Source organism: Tessaracoccus palaemonis (assembly GCF_019316905.1).
Classification (GTDB): Bacteria; Actinomycetota; Actinomycetes; order Propionibacteriales; family Propionibacteriaceae; genus Arachnia; species Arachnia palaemonis.
In genome coordinates this window covers 1,443,751-1,458,394 of the sequence record NZ_CP079216.1, presented here as the reverse complement: position 1 = coordinate 1,458,394, position 14,644 = coordinate 1,443,751, and the positions used below count along the sequence as shown (strand labels likewise).

13 protein-coding genes are annotated in these 14,644 nt (G+C 71.3%); 2 read left to right on the top strand and 11 right to left on the bottom strand.

The features are described 5' to 3' along the window. Positions 1-18 precede the first annotated feature (18 nt). The 7 genes from trpA to hisI are packed head-to-tail and all read right to left on the bottom strand — an operon-like array spanning position 19 to position 5,363. A complete protein-coding gene (gene trpA / locus KDB89_RS06565; protein ID WP_219084031.1) occupies positions 19-867 on the bottom strand; it encodes a tryptophan synthase subunit alpha in 849 nt (282 codons plus the stop codon). Beyond that, positions 864-2,099: a tryptophan synthase subunit beta gene (trpB, locus tag KDB89_RS06560; RefSeq protein WP_219084030.1), complete on the bottom strand. Its 1,236-nt coding sequence runs from the start codon at positions 2,097-2,099 to the stop codon at positions 864-866. Before trpB ends, trpA begins: the two co-directional genes overlap by 4 nt. Then, entirely contained in the window at positions 2,096-2,890 is a 795-nt protein-coding gene (gene trpC, locus KDB89_RS06555; RefSeq protein ID WP_219084029.1) for an indole-3-glycerol phosphate synthase TrpC, read from the bottom strand. Before trpC ends, trpB begins: the two co-directional genes overlap by 4 nt. Next, positions 2,887-3,093, bottom strand: coding sequence for an HGxxPAAW family protein (locus KDB89_RS06550; protein ID WP_219084028.1), 207 nt, complete (start codon positions 3,091-3,093; stop codon positions 2,887-2,889). Before KDB89_RS06550 ends, trpC begins: the two co-directional genes overlap by 4 nt. A gap of 52 nt (positions 3,094-3,145) precedes the next feature. Next, positions 3,146-3,550, bottom strand: coding sequence for a hypothetical protein (locus KDB89_RS06545; RefSeq protein WP_219084027.1), 405 nt, complete (start codon positions 3,548-3,550; stop codon positions 3,146-3,148). Next, the gene (locus KDB89_RS06540) at positions 3,547-5,040 is read right to left on the bottom strand and encodes an anthranilate synthase component I (protein WP_219084026.1); all 1,494 of its coding nucleotides are present in this window, start codon (positions 5,038-5,040) and stop codon (positions 3,547-3,549) included. The genes KDB89_RS06545 and KDB89_RS06540 overlap by 4 nt, the downstream gene beginning before the upstream one ends. Continuing rightward, on the bottom strand, positions 5,037-5,363 hold the full coding sequence (hisI, locus tag KDB89_RS06535; protein ID WP_219084025.1) for a phosphoribosyl-AMP cyclohydrolase: 327 nt from the start codon (positions 5,361-5,363) through the stop codon (positions 5,037-5,039). The genes KDB89_RS06540 and hisI overlap by 4 nt, the downstream gene beginning before the upstream one ends. Before the next feature lie 74 nt (positions 5,364-5,437). Between hisI and KDB89_RS06530 the strand changes: the two genes are divergently transcribed. Beyond that, on the top strand, positions 5,438-6,046 hold the full coding sequence (locus KDB89_RS06530; RefSeq protein ID WP_219084024.1) for a TIGR03085 family metal-binding protein: 609 nt from the start codon (positions 5,438-5,440) through the stop codon (positions 6,044-6,046). A 63-nt stretch (positions 6,047-6,109) separates the two neighbouring features. Here the strand turns inward: KDB89_RS06530 and KDB89_RS06525 are convergent, their stop codons facing one another. Together KDB89_RS06525 and KDB89_RS06520 are read right to left on the bottom strand one after the other, a co-directional pair. Further along, positions 6,110-8,131, bottom strand: coding sequence for a prolyl oligopeptidase family serine peptidase (locus KDB89_RS06525; protein ID WP_219084023.1), 2,022 nt, complete (start codon positions 8,129-8,131; stop codon positions 6,110-6,112). After that, positions 8,124-9,170 (bottom strand): phosphotransferase, encoded by a 1,047-nt coding sequence (locus tag KDB89_RS06520; RefSeq protein ID WP_219084022.1) that lies wholly within the window; start codon positions 9,168-9,170, stop codon positions 8,124-8,126. Before KDB89_RS06520 ends, KDB89_RS06525 begins: the two co-directional genes overlap by 8 nt. 249 nt (positions 9,171-9,419) lie before the next feature. Here KDB89_RS06520 and KDB89_RS06515 point away from each other — a divergent pair, with 249 nt between their 5' ends. Continuing rightward, on the top strand, positions 9,420-11,309 hold the full coding sequence (locus KDB89_RS06515) for a DUF222 domain-containing protein (RefSeq protein ID WP_219084021.1): 1,890 nt from the start codon (positions 9,420-9,422) through the stop codon (positions 11,307-11,309). 341 nt (positions 11,310-11,650) lie between these two features. Here KDB89_RS06515 and gatB read toward each other — a convergent pair whose 3' ends face one another. Both gatB and gatA read right to left on the bottom strand, forming a co-directional pair. Next, positions 11,651-13,138 (bottom strand): Asp-tRNA(Asn)/Glu-tRNA(Gln) amidotransferase subunit GatB, encoded by a 1,488-nt coding sequence (gene gatB, locus KDB89_RS06510; protein ID WP_219084020.1) that lies wholly within the window; start codon positions 13,136-13,138, stop codon positions 11,651-11,653. Further along, complete coding sequence (gene gatA, locus KDB89_RS06505) at positions 13,135-14,643, bottom strand: Asp-tRNA(Asn)/Glu-tRNA(Gln) amidotransferase subunit GatA (protein ID WP_219084019.1); 1,509 nt, start codon at positions 14,641-14,643, stop codon at positions 13,135-13,137. Before gatA ends, gatB begins: the two co-directional genes overlap by 4 nt. Position 14,644: the final 1 nt, after the last annotated feature.

The following is a 14,644-nucleotide window of genomic DNA, read 5'->3' as shown; positions in this document are numbered from 1 at the left end:
CGGGATCAGTCGCCGGGATCAAGGGCGGGCGCTCGCCACGCCCGCGGCCAGTTCGCCCGACAGCGCCCGCAGGCGCCGCAGGTCCCCCGGCATGTCTGCTCCGTCGGAGTCCAGGCACTTGAGCAGCGCCGATCCGACGATCACGAGGTCAGCGTAGCCGCCGATCTCGGCCGCCTGTGCCCCGTTGCTCACGCCGAGACCGATGCCGACCGGGATGGTCGGGTCGATGGCGCGGGCCCGCCCCACGATCACGGGCGCGGCGTCGGAGGTGGCGGAGCGCGCACCGGTGACGCCCATCACGCTGGTGGCGTACACCCAGCCGCGGCACGATCCCATCGTGAGCGCGATGCGCTCGTCGGTGGAGCTGGGGGCGATCAGGAACACCCTGTCGAGGCTGTGGGCATCGCTGGCCTCGAACCACTCCGGGCAGTCGTCCGGGGGCAGGTCCGGGGTGATGACGCCGCGGCCGCCGGCCGATGCGAGGTCGCGGGCGAACCGGTCGGGGCCGTAGGCCTCGATCAGGTTCCAGTAGGTCATCACCATCGGGGCGGCGCCGGTCGCGGCGACGGTCTCGGCGGCGGTGAACGCGTCGCGAGTGTGGACCCCGCGCGCCCTTGCCTTCACGGTGGCGTGCTGGATGACCAGCCCGTCCATCAGCGGGTCGGAGTATGGGATGCCGATCTCGACGATGTCGGCGCCGCGGCCGTCTTCGCCCTCGACCACGGCCCGGAAGGCCTCCATCGACTGCGCAACGCTCGGGTAGCCGACGGGGAGGTAGCCGACGAGCGCGGGTCGCCCCGCGTCGAGGCAGGAGGCGACGACGGCACCGGTGTTGCCCAGCCGCGCGGCGTCGGTGAAGCTGCTCATTCCAGGCCTCCAACGGTCTTGTCCGGCACGCCGGGCAGCCCGAACCAGTCGAACGCCGTCGCCACGTCCTTGTCCCCGCGGCCCGACAGGCACACGAGGATCTTCGGGTGCAGGTCCGGGTTCTCCTGCGCCAGCCGCAGCCCGAGCCGCTTCGCGCCGGCGACGGCGTGGGCCGACTCGATGGCCGGGATGATGCCCTCGGTGCGGGTCAGCTGCTTGAAGGCGTCCATGGCGTCGGCGTCGGTGACCGGCTCGTAGACCGCGCGGCCGGTGGTGGCGAGCCAGGCGTGCTCGGGGCCGACACCCGGGTAGTCGAGGCCGGCCGAGATGGAGTGCGACTCGATGGTCTGGCCCTCCTCGTCCTGCAGGACGTAGGTGCGGGCGCCGTGCAGCACGCCGGGGCTGCCCGCGGTGATCGTCGCCGCGTGGCGCCCGGTGGAGATCCCCTCGCCCTCGGCCTCGAATCCGTAGAGGCCGACGGACGGGTCCTCGATGAAGTCGTAGAACATGCCGATGGCGTTGCTGCCGCCCCCGACGCAGGCCGCGACGTAGTCGGGCAGCCCGCCGTGCTCGGCGATCATCTGGCGGCGGGCCTCGGTGGAGATGACCCGCTGCAGCTCGCGCACGAGGTACGGGAACGGGTGGGGTCCACCGACGGTGCCGATGAGGTAGTGCGTGTCCTCGACGGTGGTGACCCAGTCGCGCATCGCCTCGTTCATGGCGTCCTTGAGCGTGCGGGAGCCGGCGGCGACCGCGTAGACCTCGGCGCCGAGCAGCTGCATGCGGGCGACGTTCAGCGCCTGGCGCTGCGTGTCGACCTCGCCCATGTAGACGCGGCACTCGAGGCCGAGCAGCGCGGCTGCGGTCGCGGTGGCGACGCCGTGCTGGCCTGCGCCGGTCTCCGCGATGACTCTCGTCTTGCCCATCCGCTTCGTGAGCAGGGCCTGGCCGAGCACGTTGTTGATCTTGTGCGCGCCGGTGTGGTTCAGGTCCTCGCGCTTGAGCAGGATCGTGGCGTTGCCGCACTGCCGCGAGAAGTTCTCCGCGACGGTGATGGGGGTCGGGCGGCCCGAGTAGTCGCGCTGCAGCTTCTCCAGCTCCGCGTGGTAGGAGGGGTCGGCCCAGGCTGCGTCGAAGGCCTCCGTGAGTTCCGCCAGCGCGGCCTGGAGTGCCTCGGGGACGAAACGCCCCCCGAACTGCCCGAAGTGTCCCGTGTCGGTCGGCAGGCTCATCGGATGCCCCTCTCTGCGGCCGCCATGAACTCGGAGATCGCCGCGGCGGGGTCGCCGTGGCGGACGAGCGCCTCCCCCACCAGGATCGCGTCGGCGCCCTGCGACGCGACGAGTTCAACGTCGGCGGCGGTGAGGATGCCGGACTCGGCCACCTTGACGGCATCGGAGCCGATACGTCCGGCCAGCGCCCCGAAGGTCGCCAGGCCGACGTCGAGCGTCTTGAGGTTGCGGTTGTTGACGCCGATCACCTCGGCACCGGCCTCGAGCGCGCGGTCGACCTCCTCGGCGGTGTGCGTCTCGACGAGGGCCGTCATGCCGAGATCGGACGTCAGCGTGAGGAAGCTCCTCAGCTGGGCGTCGTCGAGGGCCGCGACGATGAGCAGCACGAGGTCCGCCCCGTGCACGCGGGCCTCGAAGAACTGGTACTCGTCGACCATGAAGTCCTTGCGCAGCACCGGCACGTCCACGCGGGCGCGCACGGCGTCCAGGTCGTCGAGGCTGCCGTTGAAGCGGCGCTGCTCGGTGAGGACGGAGATCGCCGCCGCGCCGCCCGCCGCGTAGGAGGCGGCGAGTTCCGCCGGATCGGAGATGTCGGCCAGGTGTCCCTTTGAGGGCGAGCTGCGCTTGACCTCGGATATCACCGCCAGGCGCGGGTCGCGCAGCCGGGCGACCACGTCCAGGGGCTCGGGCGCGCTCTCCGCGGCGCGCCGGACGTCGGCGAGCGGGACTCGTGCGGTACGGGCGTGGAGGTCTTCGCGGACTCCGGCGATGATGTCGTCGAGGACGGTCACGGTTGGCCGAAGCCCATGGTCTTCATGACCATGGTGACGATGCAGGCGACCAGGATCACGGCGGCGCCGGTGATGACGAGCGGCCAGCTGGGGCCGAGCATGGCCGCGATGGCGACCAGCACGAAGCCGATCGCGACGCCGACGGAACCGACCCAGGCCGCAGGGCTCCGCCCGTGGTGGTAGTACTTCGCGGTACGCGCCATCGCTCAGCCTCTCTGGTTGGTCGGATCGCTGACTCGGGTGAGCCTACCGCCATCAGGCGGCGCGGTCAGGCCGTTGTTCATCCCCGGTGGTGGTCGGGTCGAGCCCGGCGTCCATGGCCGACCAGTCGTCGAGGCGCCGCTCGGCGGCGGGTGAGCGACGGACCCAGCGCGGCCCCCAGACGACGACGCCGAGCAGCCCGGCCGCGGCGACGGCGAAACCCGCCGCGACGAGCCACGCGCCCATGGACACGGCCCACCCGAGGCCGGCCACTGACAGCGCGGTGATCGCGACGCCGAGCACCCGCAGTGCGGTGCGGTACAGCATGAGGCTGAGCGCGATGCCGGCCAGGACAGCCAGGGCGGGGCCGATGAGCGGCGACGAGGCCGCCTGCGAGCCCAGGGTGGCGAGCAGCGCCCCGGCCATGGCCACGAGTGTCGCGGGCGCACGACCCCTCATGCGGGGCCCCCCATCGCCTCTGCCCTCCCGATGGCCGTGATCACGGCCCTTGCCTTGTGCGAGCACTCCGCGTCCTCGAGTTCCGGCACCGAGTCGGCGACGATCCCGGCTCCTGCCTGGACGTGCGCCACGCCGTCGGCGATCAGGGCGGTGCGGATGGCGATGGCGACGTCGGCGTTGCCGGCGAAGTCGAAGTACCCGACCACGCCCCCGTAGAGCGCGCGGCGGCTCACCTCGAGGCGGTCGATGATCTCCATCGCCCGCACCTTCGGGGCGCCGGACAGAGTGCCGGCCGGGAAGCAGCTCAGCACGGCATCCAGCCCGGTGGCCCCGTCCCGGAGGCGCCCGGAGACCGCGGCCTCGAGGTGCATGATGTGCGAGTAGCGGCGGACCTTCATGAACTCGTGCACGGTGACGCTGCCGGGGGCGCAGATCCGGCCGAGGTCGTTGCGGCCGAGGTCGACGAGCATGAGGTGCTCGGCCTTCTCCTTCGGATCGGCGAGCAGCTCCTCGGCGAGGCGGCGGTCGGCCTCCGGGGTGGCCCCGCGTGGCCGGGACCCGGCGATGGGCCGGGTGGTCGCGACGCGGTCCTGCACCGTCACCAGGGCCTCGGGGCTGGACCCGACGACGTCGAAGCCCGGCAGCCTCAGCAGGTAGAGGTACGGGCTGGGGTTGGTGAGCCGCAGGGCCCGGTAGACCTCGAAGGCGTCGGCGCTCGTCGGCACGTCGAAGCGCTGCGACACGACGATCTGGAAGGCCTCGCCCGCGCGGATCTCCTCCTTGGCCTCCTCGACGATCGCGCGGTACTCCTCGGAGGAGCGCTGCCGGATCACCGTGGGGGTGCGGGGCTCGCCCTCCTGGACAACGAGGCTCGCGCGGGGGCGCCGCAGCGCCGCCGCCATGCCCTCGATGGCGTCGACGGCGGTCCGGTAGGCGCGCTCGACGCCCTCGTCCGTGCCGTCGTAGTTGATGGCGTTAGCCACCAGCCACAGCTCACCGCGATGGTGGTCGAGGATGGCGAGTTCGCTCGCGAGCATCATGATGAGCTCGGGGCGGCCGAGGTCGTCGGTCGTGGTGTCGGGCAGCCTCTCGAGCCGCCGCACGACGTCATAGCCGAGATAGCCGACCATGCCTGCGTGGAACGGCGGGAGCCCGGTCTCTGGCGGGGTGGCGAGCTCGGCGAGCGTGGCGCGGAGCACCTCGAGAGGGTCGCCGTCGTCGGGGATGCCCACGAGCTCACGGCCGATCCAGGCGGCGTGGCCGTCCCGCTCGGTGAGCGTCGCGGCGGCGCGGACGCCGACGAACGACCAGCGCGACCAGATCCCACCGTCGGCCGACTCGAACAGGAATGTGCCCTCCCGGTCGCCGCAGAGCTGCTGATAGAGGGCGACGGGCGTCTGGTCGTCGGCAAGCAGCCGCGCGTGGACGGAGATGACCCGACGGGTCCTCGCCTGCTCGGTGAACTCCCCGAGGGTGGGCGAGATGATCATGCGACGTCGCCGTCGGTCAGCTCCGTGAAGAAGCAGGTGCGGTTGCCGGTGTGGCAGGCGGCCCCGGTCTGGTTGACCGTCAGGAGGATGGTGTCGCCGTCGCAGTCCAGCTCGACCTTCACGACGCTCTGGTGGTGGCCGGAGGTCTCCCCCTTGACCCAGTACTCCCGGCGGGAGCGGGACCAGTAGGTGGCCTTGCCGGTGGCGAGGGTGCGCCGCAGGGCCTCGGCGTCCATCCAGGCCAGCATCAGCACCTCGCGGGTGTCGGCGTCCTGGGCGATCGCGGGCACGAGGCCGTCCGCGTTGAAGGTGAGCTCTGGCATGCGCCCTATTGTGCCCCGCGCATTCCCGGATGTCGCGTCCGCCGGGTTGGCTCAGAGTGTCTAGTCTTGTGCCCATGACCCTCGCCCGACGCCAACGAGCTGCCCTGGCCGACCTCCTCGAGGAGCTCGGCCCCTTCGCCCCGACCGAGTGTGCGGGGTGGCAGACCCAGGACCTCGCCGCGCACCTCTACGTGCGCGAGCACAAGCTCGGCGCGCTGCCCGGCATCGGCTCGGAGAAGTTCGCGCCGAAGACCGAGCGCATCCAGCGTGAGACGCTCCACGAGCTGGGCTACCCGGCCCTGGTGGAGGCCATCCGCACGCCCGGCTGGATCATGTTCCCGGTCGACAACCTCGTCAACTCGGGCGAGTACTTCATGCACCACGAGGACGTGCTGCGCGCCAACGGCCGGGTCCAGGTGCTGAAGCCCGGCGAGCAGCGCGACCTGTGGCCGATGACCAAGGTGCTGGCCCGCAAGACAAACATGCAGTTCAAGGGCCACGTCCGGCTGCAGCGCACCGACACGGGCGAGGTGGCGCAACTCGGGCGCGGCCCGAAGCCCCTGACGATCGCCGGGCTGCCGTCCGAGATCCTGCTGCACCTGAGCGGCCGAAAGGCCGACGTCGCCATCACCGGCGAGCCCGCCGTCGTGGAGGCCTGGCAGAAGGCGATCAAGGGACTCTGAGTCCGACCCGAAGCACGACGGCCCGTCCCCTGCCGGGGGACGGGCCGTCGCATGTCCGGGGCGTCAGAGCAGCTCTGGGGTCTTCATCGCCCTGCCCTCGCGGTGGGCGGCGAGGAACTCGATGACGGTGTCGTACCAGACCTTCGCGTGCTGCGGCGTGAGGATCCAGTGGTTCTCGTCGGGGAAGTACAGGAAGCGGTGCGGCAGGTCGGCCGGCTCCCCGTCGTGCTTCTCGTTGAGCGCCCACCACAGCGCCAGCCCCTCGCCGATCGGCACCCGGTAGTCGCGGTCGCCGTGGATGACGAGCATCGGCGTGACGATGTCGGCGGCGAACAGGTGCGGCGAGTGGGCGGCCATCATCTCCTCGCTGAGCTCGCGCTTCCAGTACCAGGAGGCGTCGGTGGTCGGGCCGAAGGACTGGAGGTTCCAGAGCGAGGCGTGGCTGACGATCGCGGCGAAGCGGTCGGTGTGCGTCGCGATCCAGTTGGCCATGTAGCCGCCGAAGGAGCCGCCCATCATGACCGAGGCATCGTCGCGGACGTCGTCCCGAGCCTCGGCCGCGTCGGTGAGCGCCATGATGTCGGTGAACGGCTCGGCCCCCCACCGTCCCCAGCCGCGCTGGATGTGGTCGAGGCCGTAGCCGGTGGAGAGTGCGGGGTCGGGGAGCAGGACGGCCTGGCCGCGCGAGACGAGCAGCCAGGGGCACCAGCGCCAGCTCCAGGCGTTCCAGGAGCCGAGCGGGCCGCCGTGGACCCACAGCGTCAAGGGTGCCGGGTTTTGGTGAGATGCACCGTCGGGGAGGACGAGCCAGCCGGGGATCCTGGTGCCGTCGGCGGCGGTGGTCTCGACGCGCTCGATGCGGCCGGGCAGCGCCGGGTACTCGACGGGGCCGGGCAGCACCCGGGTCGTGGCGCCCGCGATGTCGATCGCGACGACCTCGCCGGGGATGTCGTAGGCCGTGCGCACCGCGTAGGCGGTGGCGCCGTCGGGGCTGAGCTGGACGGAGCTGTACGCGCCGTGCTGCGTCAGGCGGCGCACCTCCCCGGTCGCGACATCGACGGCGAAGACGGGGCACTCGCCGTCGTCGTCCGCGGTCACGATGAGCGTGGCGTTGTCCGGGGTGAACGCGACGGGGTGCGCCCAGCGGTCCCAGTCGGCCGCCAGAGGGCGACCCTCACCGTCGCCGTCGATGAGCCACAGGGTGGCGTCGGGGCTTACGGTGGGGGTCGAGCGTCGGTTCCGGACGGCGACGATCAGGCTGCCGTCATCGCTGACGACCGGGAAGCCGAACTCGTCGTCGGCGTGCGATGCGATGACGGTCTGCTCGCCCGTGGCCGGGTCGATGCGGACGAGCTCGGCGCGGGTGACGCCGTGCGCCTCGGGCACCGACCACTCGGCCACGATGACCGATCCGTCGCGGGAGACCGCGACGTCGCCGAGCGCGCGGCCGACGTCGCCGGTGAGGTCTTCCACGTCGGCCAGCTCACGGTCGCCCTCTCCCGTGACCCGGGCGGCGCGCAGGCGGGTCGTCTCCTGGCCGAGGTCGTGGTCCCAGTAGCGCACCGGGTATCCGCTGTGCAGGAGGGCTGCGACCTTCGTATCGCGCCGAGCCGTCCGCCTCGCGGCATCGGCCTCGTCGTCCGCGGCGCCCTGGTGGACGGGCACGCCGAGGATGACGCGGTCGCTGTCGGTGGTGAGCACCTGGCCCCAGCCGCCGTCGCGGCGGGCCAGTTCGTAGGCCTCTCCCCCACCGGCCGGCAGGCACCACAGCGCGGCGGTCGTCTCAGACGGCTTGTCTCCCGCCCTGCCGAGGAGGTCGCGCTTCGAGGTGAACAGCAGCGACCCGTCGGGCAGGAACGCGCTGAGGCTCTCACCCTTGACCGAGCGCGTGAGTCGCGTCGAGGGGGTCTCACCCGTCGGGTCGACGCGGTACAGGGCGGTGGTGTAGGTGGTCGCCTCCGCATCGGTGCCCTGGACGGCCACCACGAGCGACGAGCCGTCGCGGCTCAGCGTCAGGCCGCCGAGCCGAGGCGTCGAGATGTAGCTGTCCAGATCGAACCAGGGGTCTGGGGTGGGATCAGTCATGGTCCCAACCTATCCCCGCCGTCAGACGCCGAGCTCGCCGAGGACCTGGGCGAAGGTGTGCCGGGCCTGCTCGGCCAGGGGCGGGAGCGTCAGGCGGTAGAAGGACAGCTGGAACGCGGCCTGCGCGAACGCCCGGGCCCGCGCCCGGCGCCACGTGGCGTCGGGCACGTCGATGGCCACGCCGGAAGGCCTCGCGGGCGTTCGGCGTGAACAGATTCCAGGCGACCTGCAGGTCGTTGGCGGGTTCCCCCACCCCGACGCCGCCCCAGTCGATGAGCCCGACGAGGCGCCCGTCGCGGACGATCAGGTTTCCCGGTGCCACGTCTCCGTGTAGCCAGAGCGTGCCTCGACCGTCCCACGGCGGGGTCGCCTCGAGCAGCGTGGTCCAGGCCGCGGCCAGGTCCTCGTGCACCTCGGGAGAGTCCGCGCCGCTCGCCTCGGGAGCGTCCGGGCGGCCATCCTGAGGATCGTCCTCGCGGCCATCCTGGGGACCGTCCTCGTCACCGGCCTCGGGGGCCCGCGCGCCGGTCCCGAGGCCGCCGACGCTGCCTGACAGCGCGGCAAGGCGTTCTCGGACGTCGGCGTCCATGGCGTGGGGGCTGAGCCCTGCCGTCGGTGCCCCTTCGGGGATCGGGAGGGCCCGCAGTTCGCGCAGGAAGTCGGCGATCTCGACGGCAAGACCGGCGTCGTCGCTGCCGGGCTGGAGCCGACGCCCTGGCACCCATCGCTGGACGCACCACGGCGCCGGGTAGTCGCAGCCCGGCGCGCCGTAGAACTCGGGCACGGCGGGCGGCAGGCTGAGCCGGTCGCGCAGCCAGGGCAGCCAGGGGCGGACGCGTTCCTGCTGGCCGAAGGCCCAGTCCACGATCGGAAGCCGCATGCAGTGCCGGTCCCCGACGCGGTACACGTCCGTGTCTGTGCCGTGCATGGGGGCGTCCGCGATGGGCTCACCGGCGAGCACGGGATACTGCTCCTCCAGCAGCCGACGCACGAGCCCGGCGCTGGTCGCCACCTGGTTCTCGTGCATCCTGCCTGCCATGGCCGCAAGCTATCACCCTGTTCCCTGAGCCCATTCCCGGTCCCCCTTTCCAGCACAAAGATGCCTATACGGGGGCCGCTGCAGCATGGGAACAGCGGCACCGATATAGGCATCGTTGTGCACGAGATCGAGCTGGCCACGGGGAAGTGACAGCCGACGACCCTGCCGCTCCGTTCAGGATGACGTGCCCTGTGGATAATTCAGACGGGCGTGCGAAAAGTGTCGGTGGCGGGTCGTAGCGTGGGTGTCATGGAAACCAGGCGACGTGACGATTCCCGGCAGGCGACCATCCGCCTCCGTGCGGGTGTCGTGCTGCGTCGCCGCGGGGAGGCCGAGGAGTTGGAGGCCATCTGCGACCTTGCCCTGGCCTACCGCCTGGATGAGGCGGACCTGCTGGATTACGGGACCGAGATCTACCGTGACCGAGATACGAAGCTGCCGGAGAAGCTGGTCCACCCGGGTGGGGAGGGAACCCCGGGTGTGTCGGAGTTCCTGGCGATGGAGGTCGCCGCGTTGCTGCGGTGTTCGCAGACCGCGGCGATCGAGAGGACCGCCTCCGCGCTGAATCTGAAGTACCGACACCCGATGTTGTTCGAGGCCGTGATCAACGGGGAGGTCGAACGCTGGCTCGCCGAGAGGGCCGCGTGGTTGTGTCGGGATCTGGATCCGATGCAGGCCGAGACCGTCACGGCCCGTTGGTTGCCGAGGCAGTACGGGCTGGTGCCCGGTGCGGCGCTGGGGGAACTGAAGAAGCTCATCATCCGGGCCGACGCGGCCGCCGCGCGGGAGCGGGAGGCCGAGGCCCGTGCCCGGCGTGGGGTGTGGCTGCGCGACGAGGAGCCGGGTGTCACGTCGATCGGCGGCCGGCTCGATGTGTTGGATGGCAGGATCGTCGACGAACGCCTCCATCAGATCTCGGAGCGGTTGAAGGCCCGCTATCCCGGCCTGGACCACTCCGCCCGCCGCGCGAAGGCCCTCTCCCTGGCCATGAACCCCGACCTCCTGCTCACCATCCTCGAAGCCGACCAGCCCGCCCTCGGCATCGACCTCGACAGCATGGACGGCTGCCTTGATCATCGGGGCATCGACTGCACCAGCCCGGGCGACGGTCTGGCCCTCTTGGACAGCGACTGCGACGGCCCGGTCATCGCGCCGGTGCCGCCGGAGCCGCCGGACGAGGACGATGAGCCTCCGTTCCCTGATGATGAGCCTCCCGACTGGCAGCCACCCGACGATCCGCGGCTGGATCGCTCGGGTGGGGTGGGACCTTTCGCTTCGCTCAAGGCACCTCGACAGGCATGTGCTGAGCCTGGTCGAAGTGCTCGGCGACCCGACCGGTTCCCTGAGCCGCCGCCCCGGTTCTCTGAGCCGACCCGGTTGCCTGAGCCGACCCGGTTGCCTGAGCCGCCTTTCCGGTTCCCTGAGCTCGTCGAAGGGCGCCGAGCGGAGCGAGGCGAGGACCCGCCACCCCACACGGCCCGCCTGGACGGGGGCGGGACAGAGCCCGGTCTGCGTGGCCGGCGACCCGACACCCCACCGCCGCCTGCGCGGTTGCCGAGGGTGGAGATCGTCGTGCACATCACCGCGGACGCGGACGGAACCCTGGACCCGGTCGCATCGGTCGAGCGCGCCGGCACGCTGACCACCGCGCTGCTCGGCGAGCTCCTCGGCGACGGCTACCGCAACGGCGAAATCAGCCTCAAGGTTCAGCCCGTCATCGACCTGAACAACACCCCCGCCGCCGACGGGTACCGGCCGACTCGGCGGATGCGCAAAGCCCTGCGGCTGCTGCGACCCACGGAGGCGTTCCCGTTCTCCACCCGCACCCGAGGCCTGGACGTCGACCACAACACCACCTACCAGCCCGGCCGACCCGGCCAGACCCGGCTGGACAACCTGGCCCAGCTCTGCCGCCGCGTCCACCGCGGCAAGACCAAGGGCGCCTGGGTGTTGAACCAGATCGCACCCGGCCACTTCCGCTGGACCAGCCCCCTGGGCTACGTCTATGAGGTCACCAGCGGCGGCGCGTGGCTGGAATGCACCCCCGACCTCGGCCCACAGCTCAGCCCCGTCGAGAGGACCATCCAGGACTGGTGCGACACCATCGCCGACGCCACCCACCTCGCCCGCTGCGGCTGATTCCCTTCACCGCGCTCAGCAACTCGACGGGGCCTGTGCTGAGCCTGTCGAAGTGCTCAACGACCCAAGTTGGGACCCTTCGCTCCGCTCAGGGCGTTTCGACAGGCTCAACGACCCGAGACAGCCACGTCGACAGGTATGTGCCGAGCCGGTTCCCTGAGCTCGTCGAAGGGCGCCGAGCGAAGCGAGGCGAGAACCCACCACCGCACATCGGGTGCTCCGACATGGCCGAAGCTGACGAAACGTCGGACCTGAACCAGGACCCTTCACTCCGCTCAGGGCGCTTCGACAGTGCCCGTGCTGAACCTGCCGAAGTGCTCAGCGACCCGAGATGGCCGGGACTACGCGAGCTTCTCCAGGATCAGCTCGCGGACCCTGGCCGCGTCGGCCTGACCGCGCATGGCCTTCATGACCTGACCGATCAGGGCGCCGGCCGCGGCGACCTTGCCGTCACGGATCTTGGCCGCGACGTCAGGGTTCTTCGCGATCACGTCGTCCACCGCGGCGCTCAGCGCTCCCGTGTCGGAGACGACGGCAAGCCCCCGCTTCTCCACGACCTCGGCGGGTTCGCCCTCGCCGGCGAGCACGCCGTCGATGACCTGGCGGGCCAGCTTGTCGTTGACCCTGCCCTCGTCGACGAGCGCCTGGACGCCCGCGACCTGCGCCGGGGTGATGTCGAGCGCGTCGATCTCGACGCCGGCCTCGTTGGCGCGGCGGGCCAGTTCCGTGACCCACCATTTCCGGGCCGCGGCGGGCGTGGCGCCCGCCGCCACGGTCTCCTCGACCAGCGTGAGGGCGCCGGAGTTCACGATCGCGCCGAAGTCGATGTCGCTGAACCCCCAGGCGGCCTGCAGTCTGCGGCGGCGCTCGGCGGGCGGCTCCGGCAGGGTGGCGCGCAGCTCCTCGACCCACTCGGCGCTCGGGGCGATGGGCATCAGGTCGGGCTCCGCGAAGTAGCGGTAGTCCTCGGCCTCCTCCTTCGAGCGTCCGGGCGACGTGGTGCCGTCCGCCTCGTGGAAGTGCCGGGTCTCCTGCTTGATGCGGCCGCCGTCGTCGAGGATGGCGGCCTGGCGGGTCATCTCGTAGGAGATGGCCGTCTCGACAGAGCGCAGCGAGTTGACGTTCTTGGTCTCTGTGCGGGTCCCGAGCCTGTCGGCCCCGATGGGCGCCAGCGAGATGTTCGCGTCACAGCGCAGCGACCCCTGCTCCATGCGGGCGTCGGACACGCCCAGTGCCTTCACGAGCTCGCGCAGGTGCGCGACGTAGGCACGGGCCACCTGCGGCGCCTTGTCGCCGGTGCCGAGGATCGGCTTGGTGACGATCTCGATCAGCGGCACGCCGGCACGGTTGTAGTCGATGAGCGAGTAGTCGGCGCCCGTGATGCGACCCGAGCCGCCGACGTGCGTCGCCTTGCCCGCGTCCTCCTCCATGTGGGCGCGCTCGACCTCGACGCGGTAGGTCTCGCCGTCCACATCGAGGTCAACGTAGCCGTCGAACGCGATCGGCTCGTCGTACTGCGAGGTCTGGAAGTTCTTCGTCATGTCCGGATAGAAGTAGTTCTTCCGGGCCATGCGACACCAGGACGCGATGGAGCAGTTCAGCGCCAGCCCGATCCGGATGGCGGACTCGACCGCCTTGCCGTTGATGACGGGCAGCGAGCCGGGGAGCCCTAGGCAGACCGGGCAGGTGTGGGTGTTCGGCTCGCCGCCGAACTCGTTGGCGCAGCCGCAGAACATCTTGGTGGCGGTGTTCAGCTCGACGTGCACCTCGAGCCCGAGCGCGGGCTCGTAGCGGGTCAGCAGGTCGTCGTAGTCGGCCAGCTCGCTCATGCGGTCACCGCCTGGGTGTCGATGGTGGGAAGCTCGTTGAGCAGGGGGTGGCCCCAGGCCGACTCGAGCGCCCGCTCCAGCACGCCGCCGACGCGGTAGAGCCGCTCGTCGGCCATCGGGGGCGCCATCACCTGCAGCCCGACGGGGAGCCCGTCGCTCAGCCCGCAGGGGAACGACGCGGACGCGTTGCCGGCCATGTTCGACGGGATCGTGCAGAGATCCGCGAGGTACATGCTCATCGGGTCGCTCATGCGCTCCCCGATCCGGAACGCCACGGTCGGAGTGGTGGGCGAGATCAGCACGTCGACCGTCTCGAAGGCCTTCGTGAAGTCGGCCTGGATGAGCGTGCGGACCTTCTGCGCCGAGCCGTAGTAGGCGTCGTAGTAGCCGGCCGACAGCGCGTATGTGCCGATGATGATGCGGCGCTTGGCCTCGCGGCCGAAGCCCTCCTCGCGGGACAGGTTCATGACCTGCTCGGCCGAGTGGGTGCCGTCGTCGCCTGCCCGCAGCCCGTAGCGCATGCCGTCGAAGCGAGCGAGGTTGGAGCTCAGTTCGGCGGGCTGGATCAGGTAGTACGCGGGCAGCGCGTAGGTGAACGCGGGGCAGCTGACCTCGAAGATCTCGGCGCCGGCCGCGCGCAGCAGCTCGACGGCCTCGGCGAAGCGCTCCAGGACGCCCGGCTCGTAGCCCTCGCCCTGGAACTCCGTGACGACGCCGATCCGCACGCCCGACAGGTCGTCGGCCTGCGCGGCGGCGACCAGGTCGGGCACGGGCACGTCCAGCGACGCGGAGTCGTGGAAGTCGTAGCCGCCGATGACGGCCTGCAGCAGCGCGGCATCCTCGGTGCTGCGCGTGCAGGGGCCGGGCTGGTCGAGGCTCGAGGCCATCGCCACCAGTCCATAGCGGGAGACGCCGCCGTAGGTGGGCTTCACGCCGACGGTGCCCGTGACCGCACCTGGCTGACGGATGGAGCCGCCCGTGTCGGAGCCGACGGCCAGGGGCACCATGAAGGACGCGACCGCAGCCGCGGACCCGCCACCGGAGCCGCCGGGGATCCGGTCGGTGTCCCACGGGTTGCGGGTCGGGCCGTAGAACGACGTCTCGGTCGACGACCCCATGGCGAACTCGTCCATGTTCGTCTTGCCGACGATGACCAGCCCCGCCTCGCGCAGCCGCTTCACGACGGTGGCGTCATACGGCGGAACCCAGCCCTGCAGCATCCGCGAGCCGCACGTCGTCGGCATGTCGGTGGTGCAGTAGTTGTCCTTGACGCCGATCGGCACGCCGGCCAGCGGGCCGAGCTCCTCGCCGGCGGCACGCCGGGCGTCGACGGCGCGGGCGGCGGCGAGCGCCCCCTCCGCATCGACGTGCAGGAAAACGTTCAGCGTCGGGTTCAGCGCCTCGATGCGGGCCAGGCAGGCGCGGGTCAGCTCCTCGGAGGTGAGCTCGCCGGCTGCCATGCGGCGGCCGAGCTCTGCCACGCTCAGGCGGATCAGGTCGTCCATG

What these genes read in the sequence shown, in the direction of transcription:
- trpA (WP_219084031.1), bottom strand. Translation starts at nt 867, where the DNA reads ATGAGCAGCTTCACCGACGCCGCGCGGCTGGGCAACACCGGTGCCGTC.
- trpB (WP_219084030.1), bottom strand. Translation starts at nt 2,099, where the DNA reads ATGAGCCTGCCGACCGACACGGGACACTTCGGGCAGTTCGGGGGGCGT.
- KDB89_RS06550 (WP_219084028.1), bottom strand. Translation starts at nt 3,093, where the DNA reads ATGGCGCGTACCGCGAAGTACTACCACCACGGGCGGAGCCCTGCGGCC.
- KDB89_RS06545 (WP_219084027.1), bottom strand. Translation starts at nt 3,550, where the DNA reads ATGAGGGGTCGTGCGCCCGCGACACTCGTGGCCATGGCCGGGGCGCTG.
- KDB89_RS06540 (WP_219084026.1), bottom strand. Translation starts at nt 5,040, where the DNA reads ATGATCATCTCGCCCACCCTCGGGGAGTTCACCGAGCAGGCGAGGACC.
- hisI (WP_219084025.1), bottom strand. Translation starts at nt 5,363, where the DNA reads ATGCCAGAGCTCACCTTCAACGCGGACGGCCTCGTGCCCGCGATCGCC.
- KDB89_RS06530 (WP_219084024.1), top strand. Translation starts at nt 5,438, where the DNA reads ATGACCCTCGCCCGACGCCAACGAGCTGCCCTGGCCGACCTCCTCGAG.
- KDB89_RS06525 (WP_219084023.1), bottom strand. Translation starts at nt 8,131, where the DNA reads ATGACTGATCCCACCCCAGACCCCTGGTTCGATCTGGACAGCTACATC.
- KDB89_RS06520 (WP_219084022.1), bottom strand. Translation starts at nt 9,170, where the DNA reads ATGGCAGGCAGGATGCACGAGAACCAGGTGGCGACCAGCGCCGGGCTC.
- KDB89_RS06515 (WP_219084021.1), top strand. Translation starts at nt 9,420, where the DNA reads ATGGAAACCAGGCGACGTGACGATTCCCGGCAGGCGACCATCCGCCTC.
- gatB (WP_219084020.1), bottom strand. Translation starts at nt 13,138, where the DNA reads ATGAGCGAGCTGGCCGACTACGACGACCTGCTGACCCGCTACGAGCCC.
- gatA (WP_219084019.1), bottom strand. Translation starts at nt 14,643, where the DNA reads ATGGACGACCTGATCCGCCTGAGCGTGGCAGAGCTCGGCCGCCGCATG.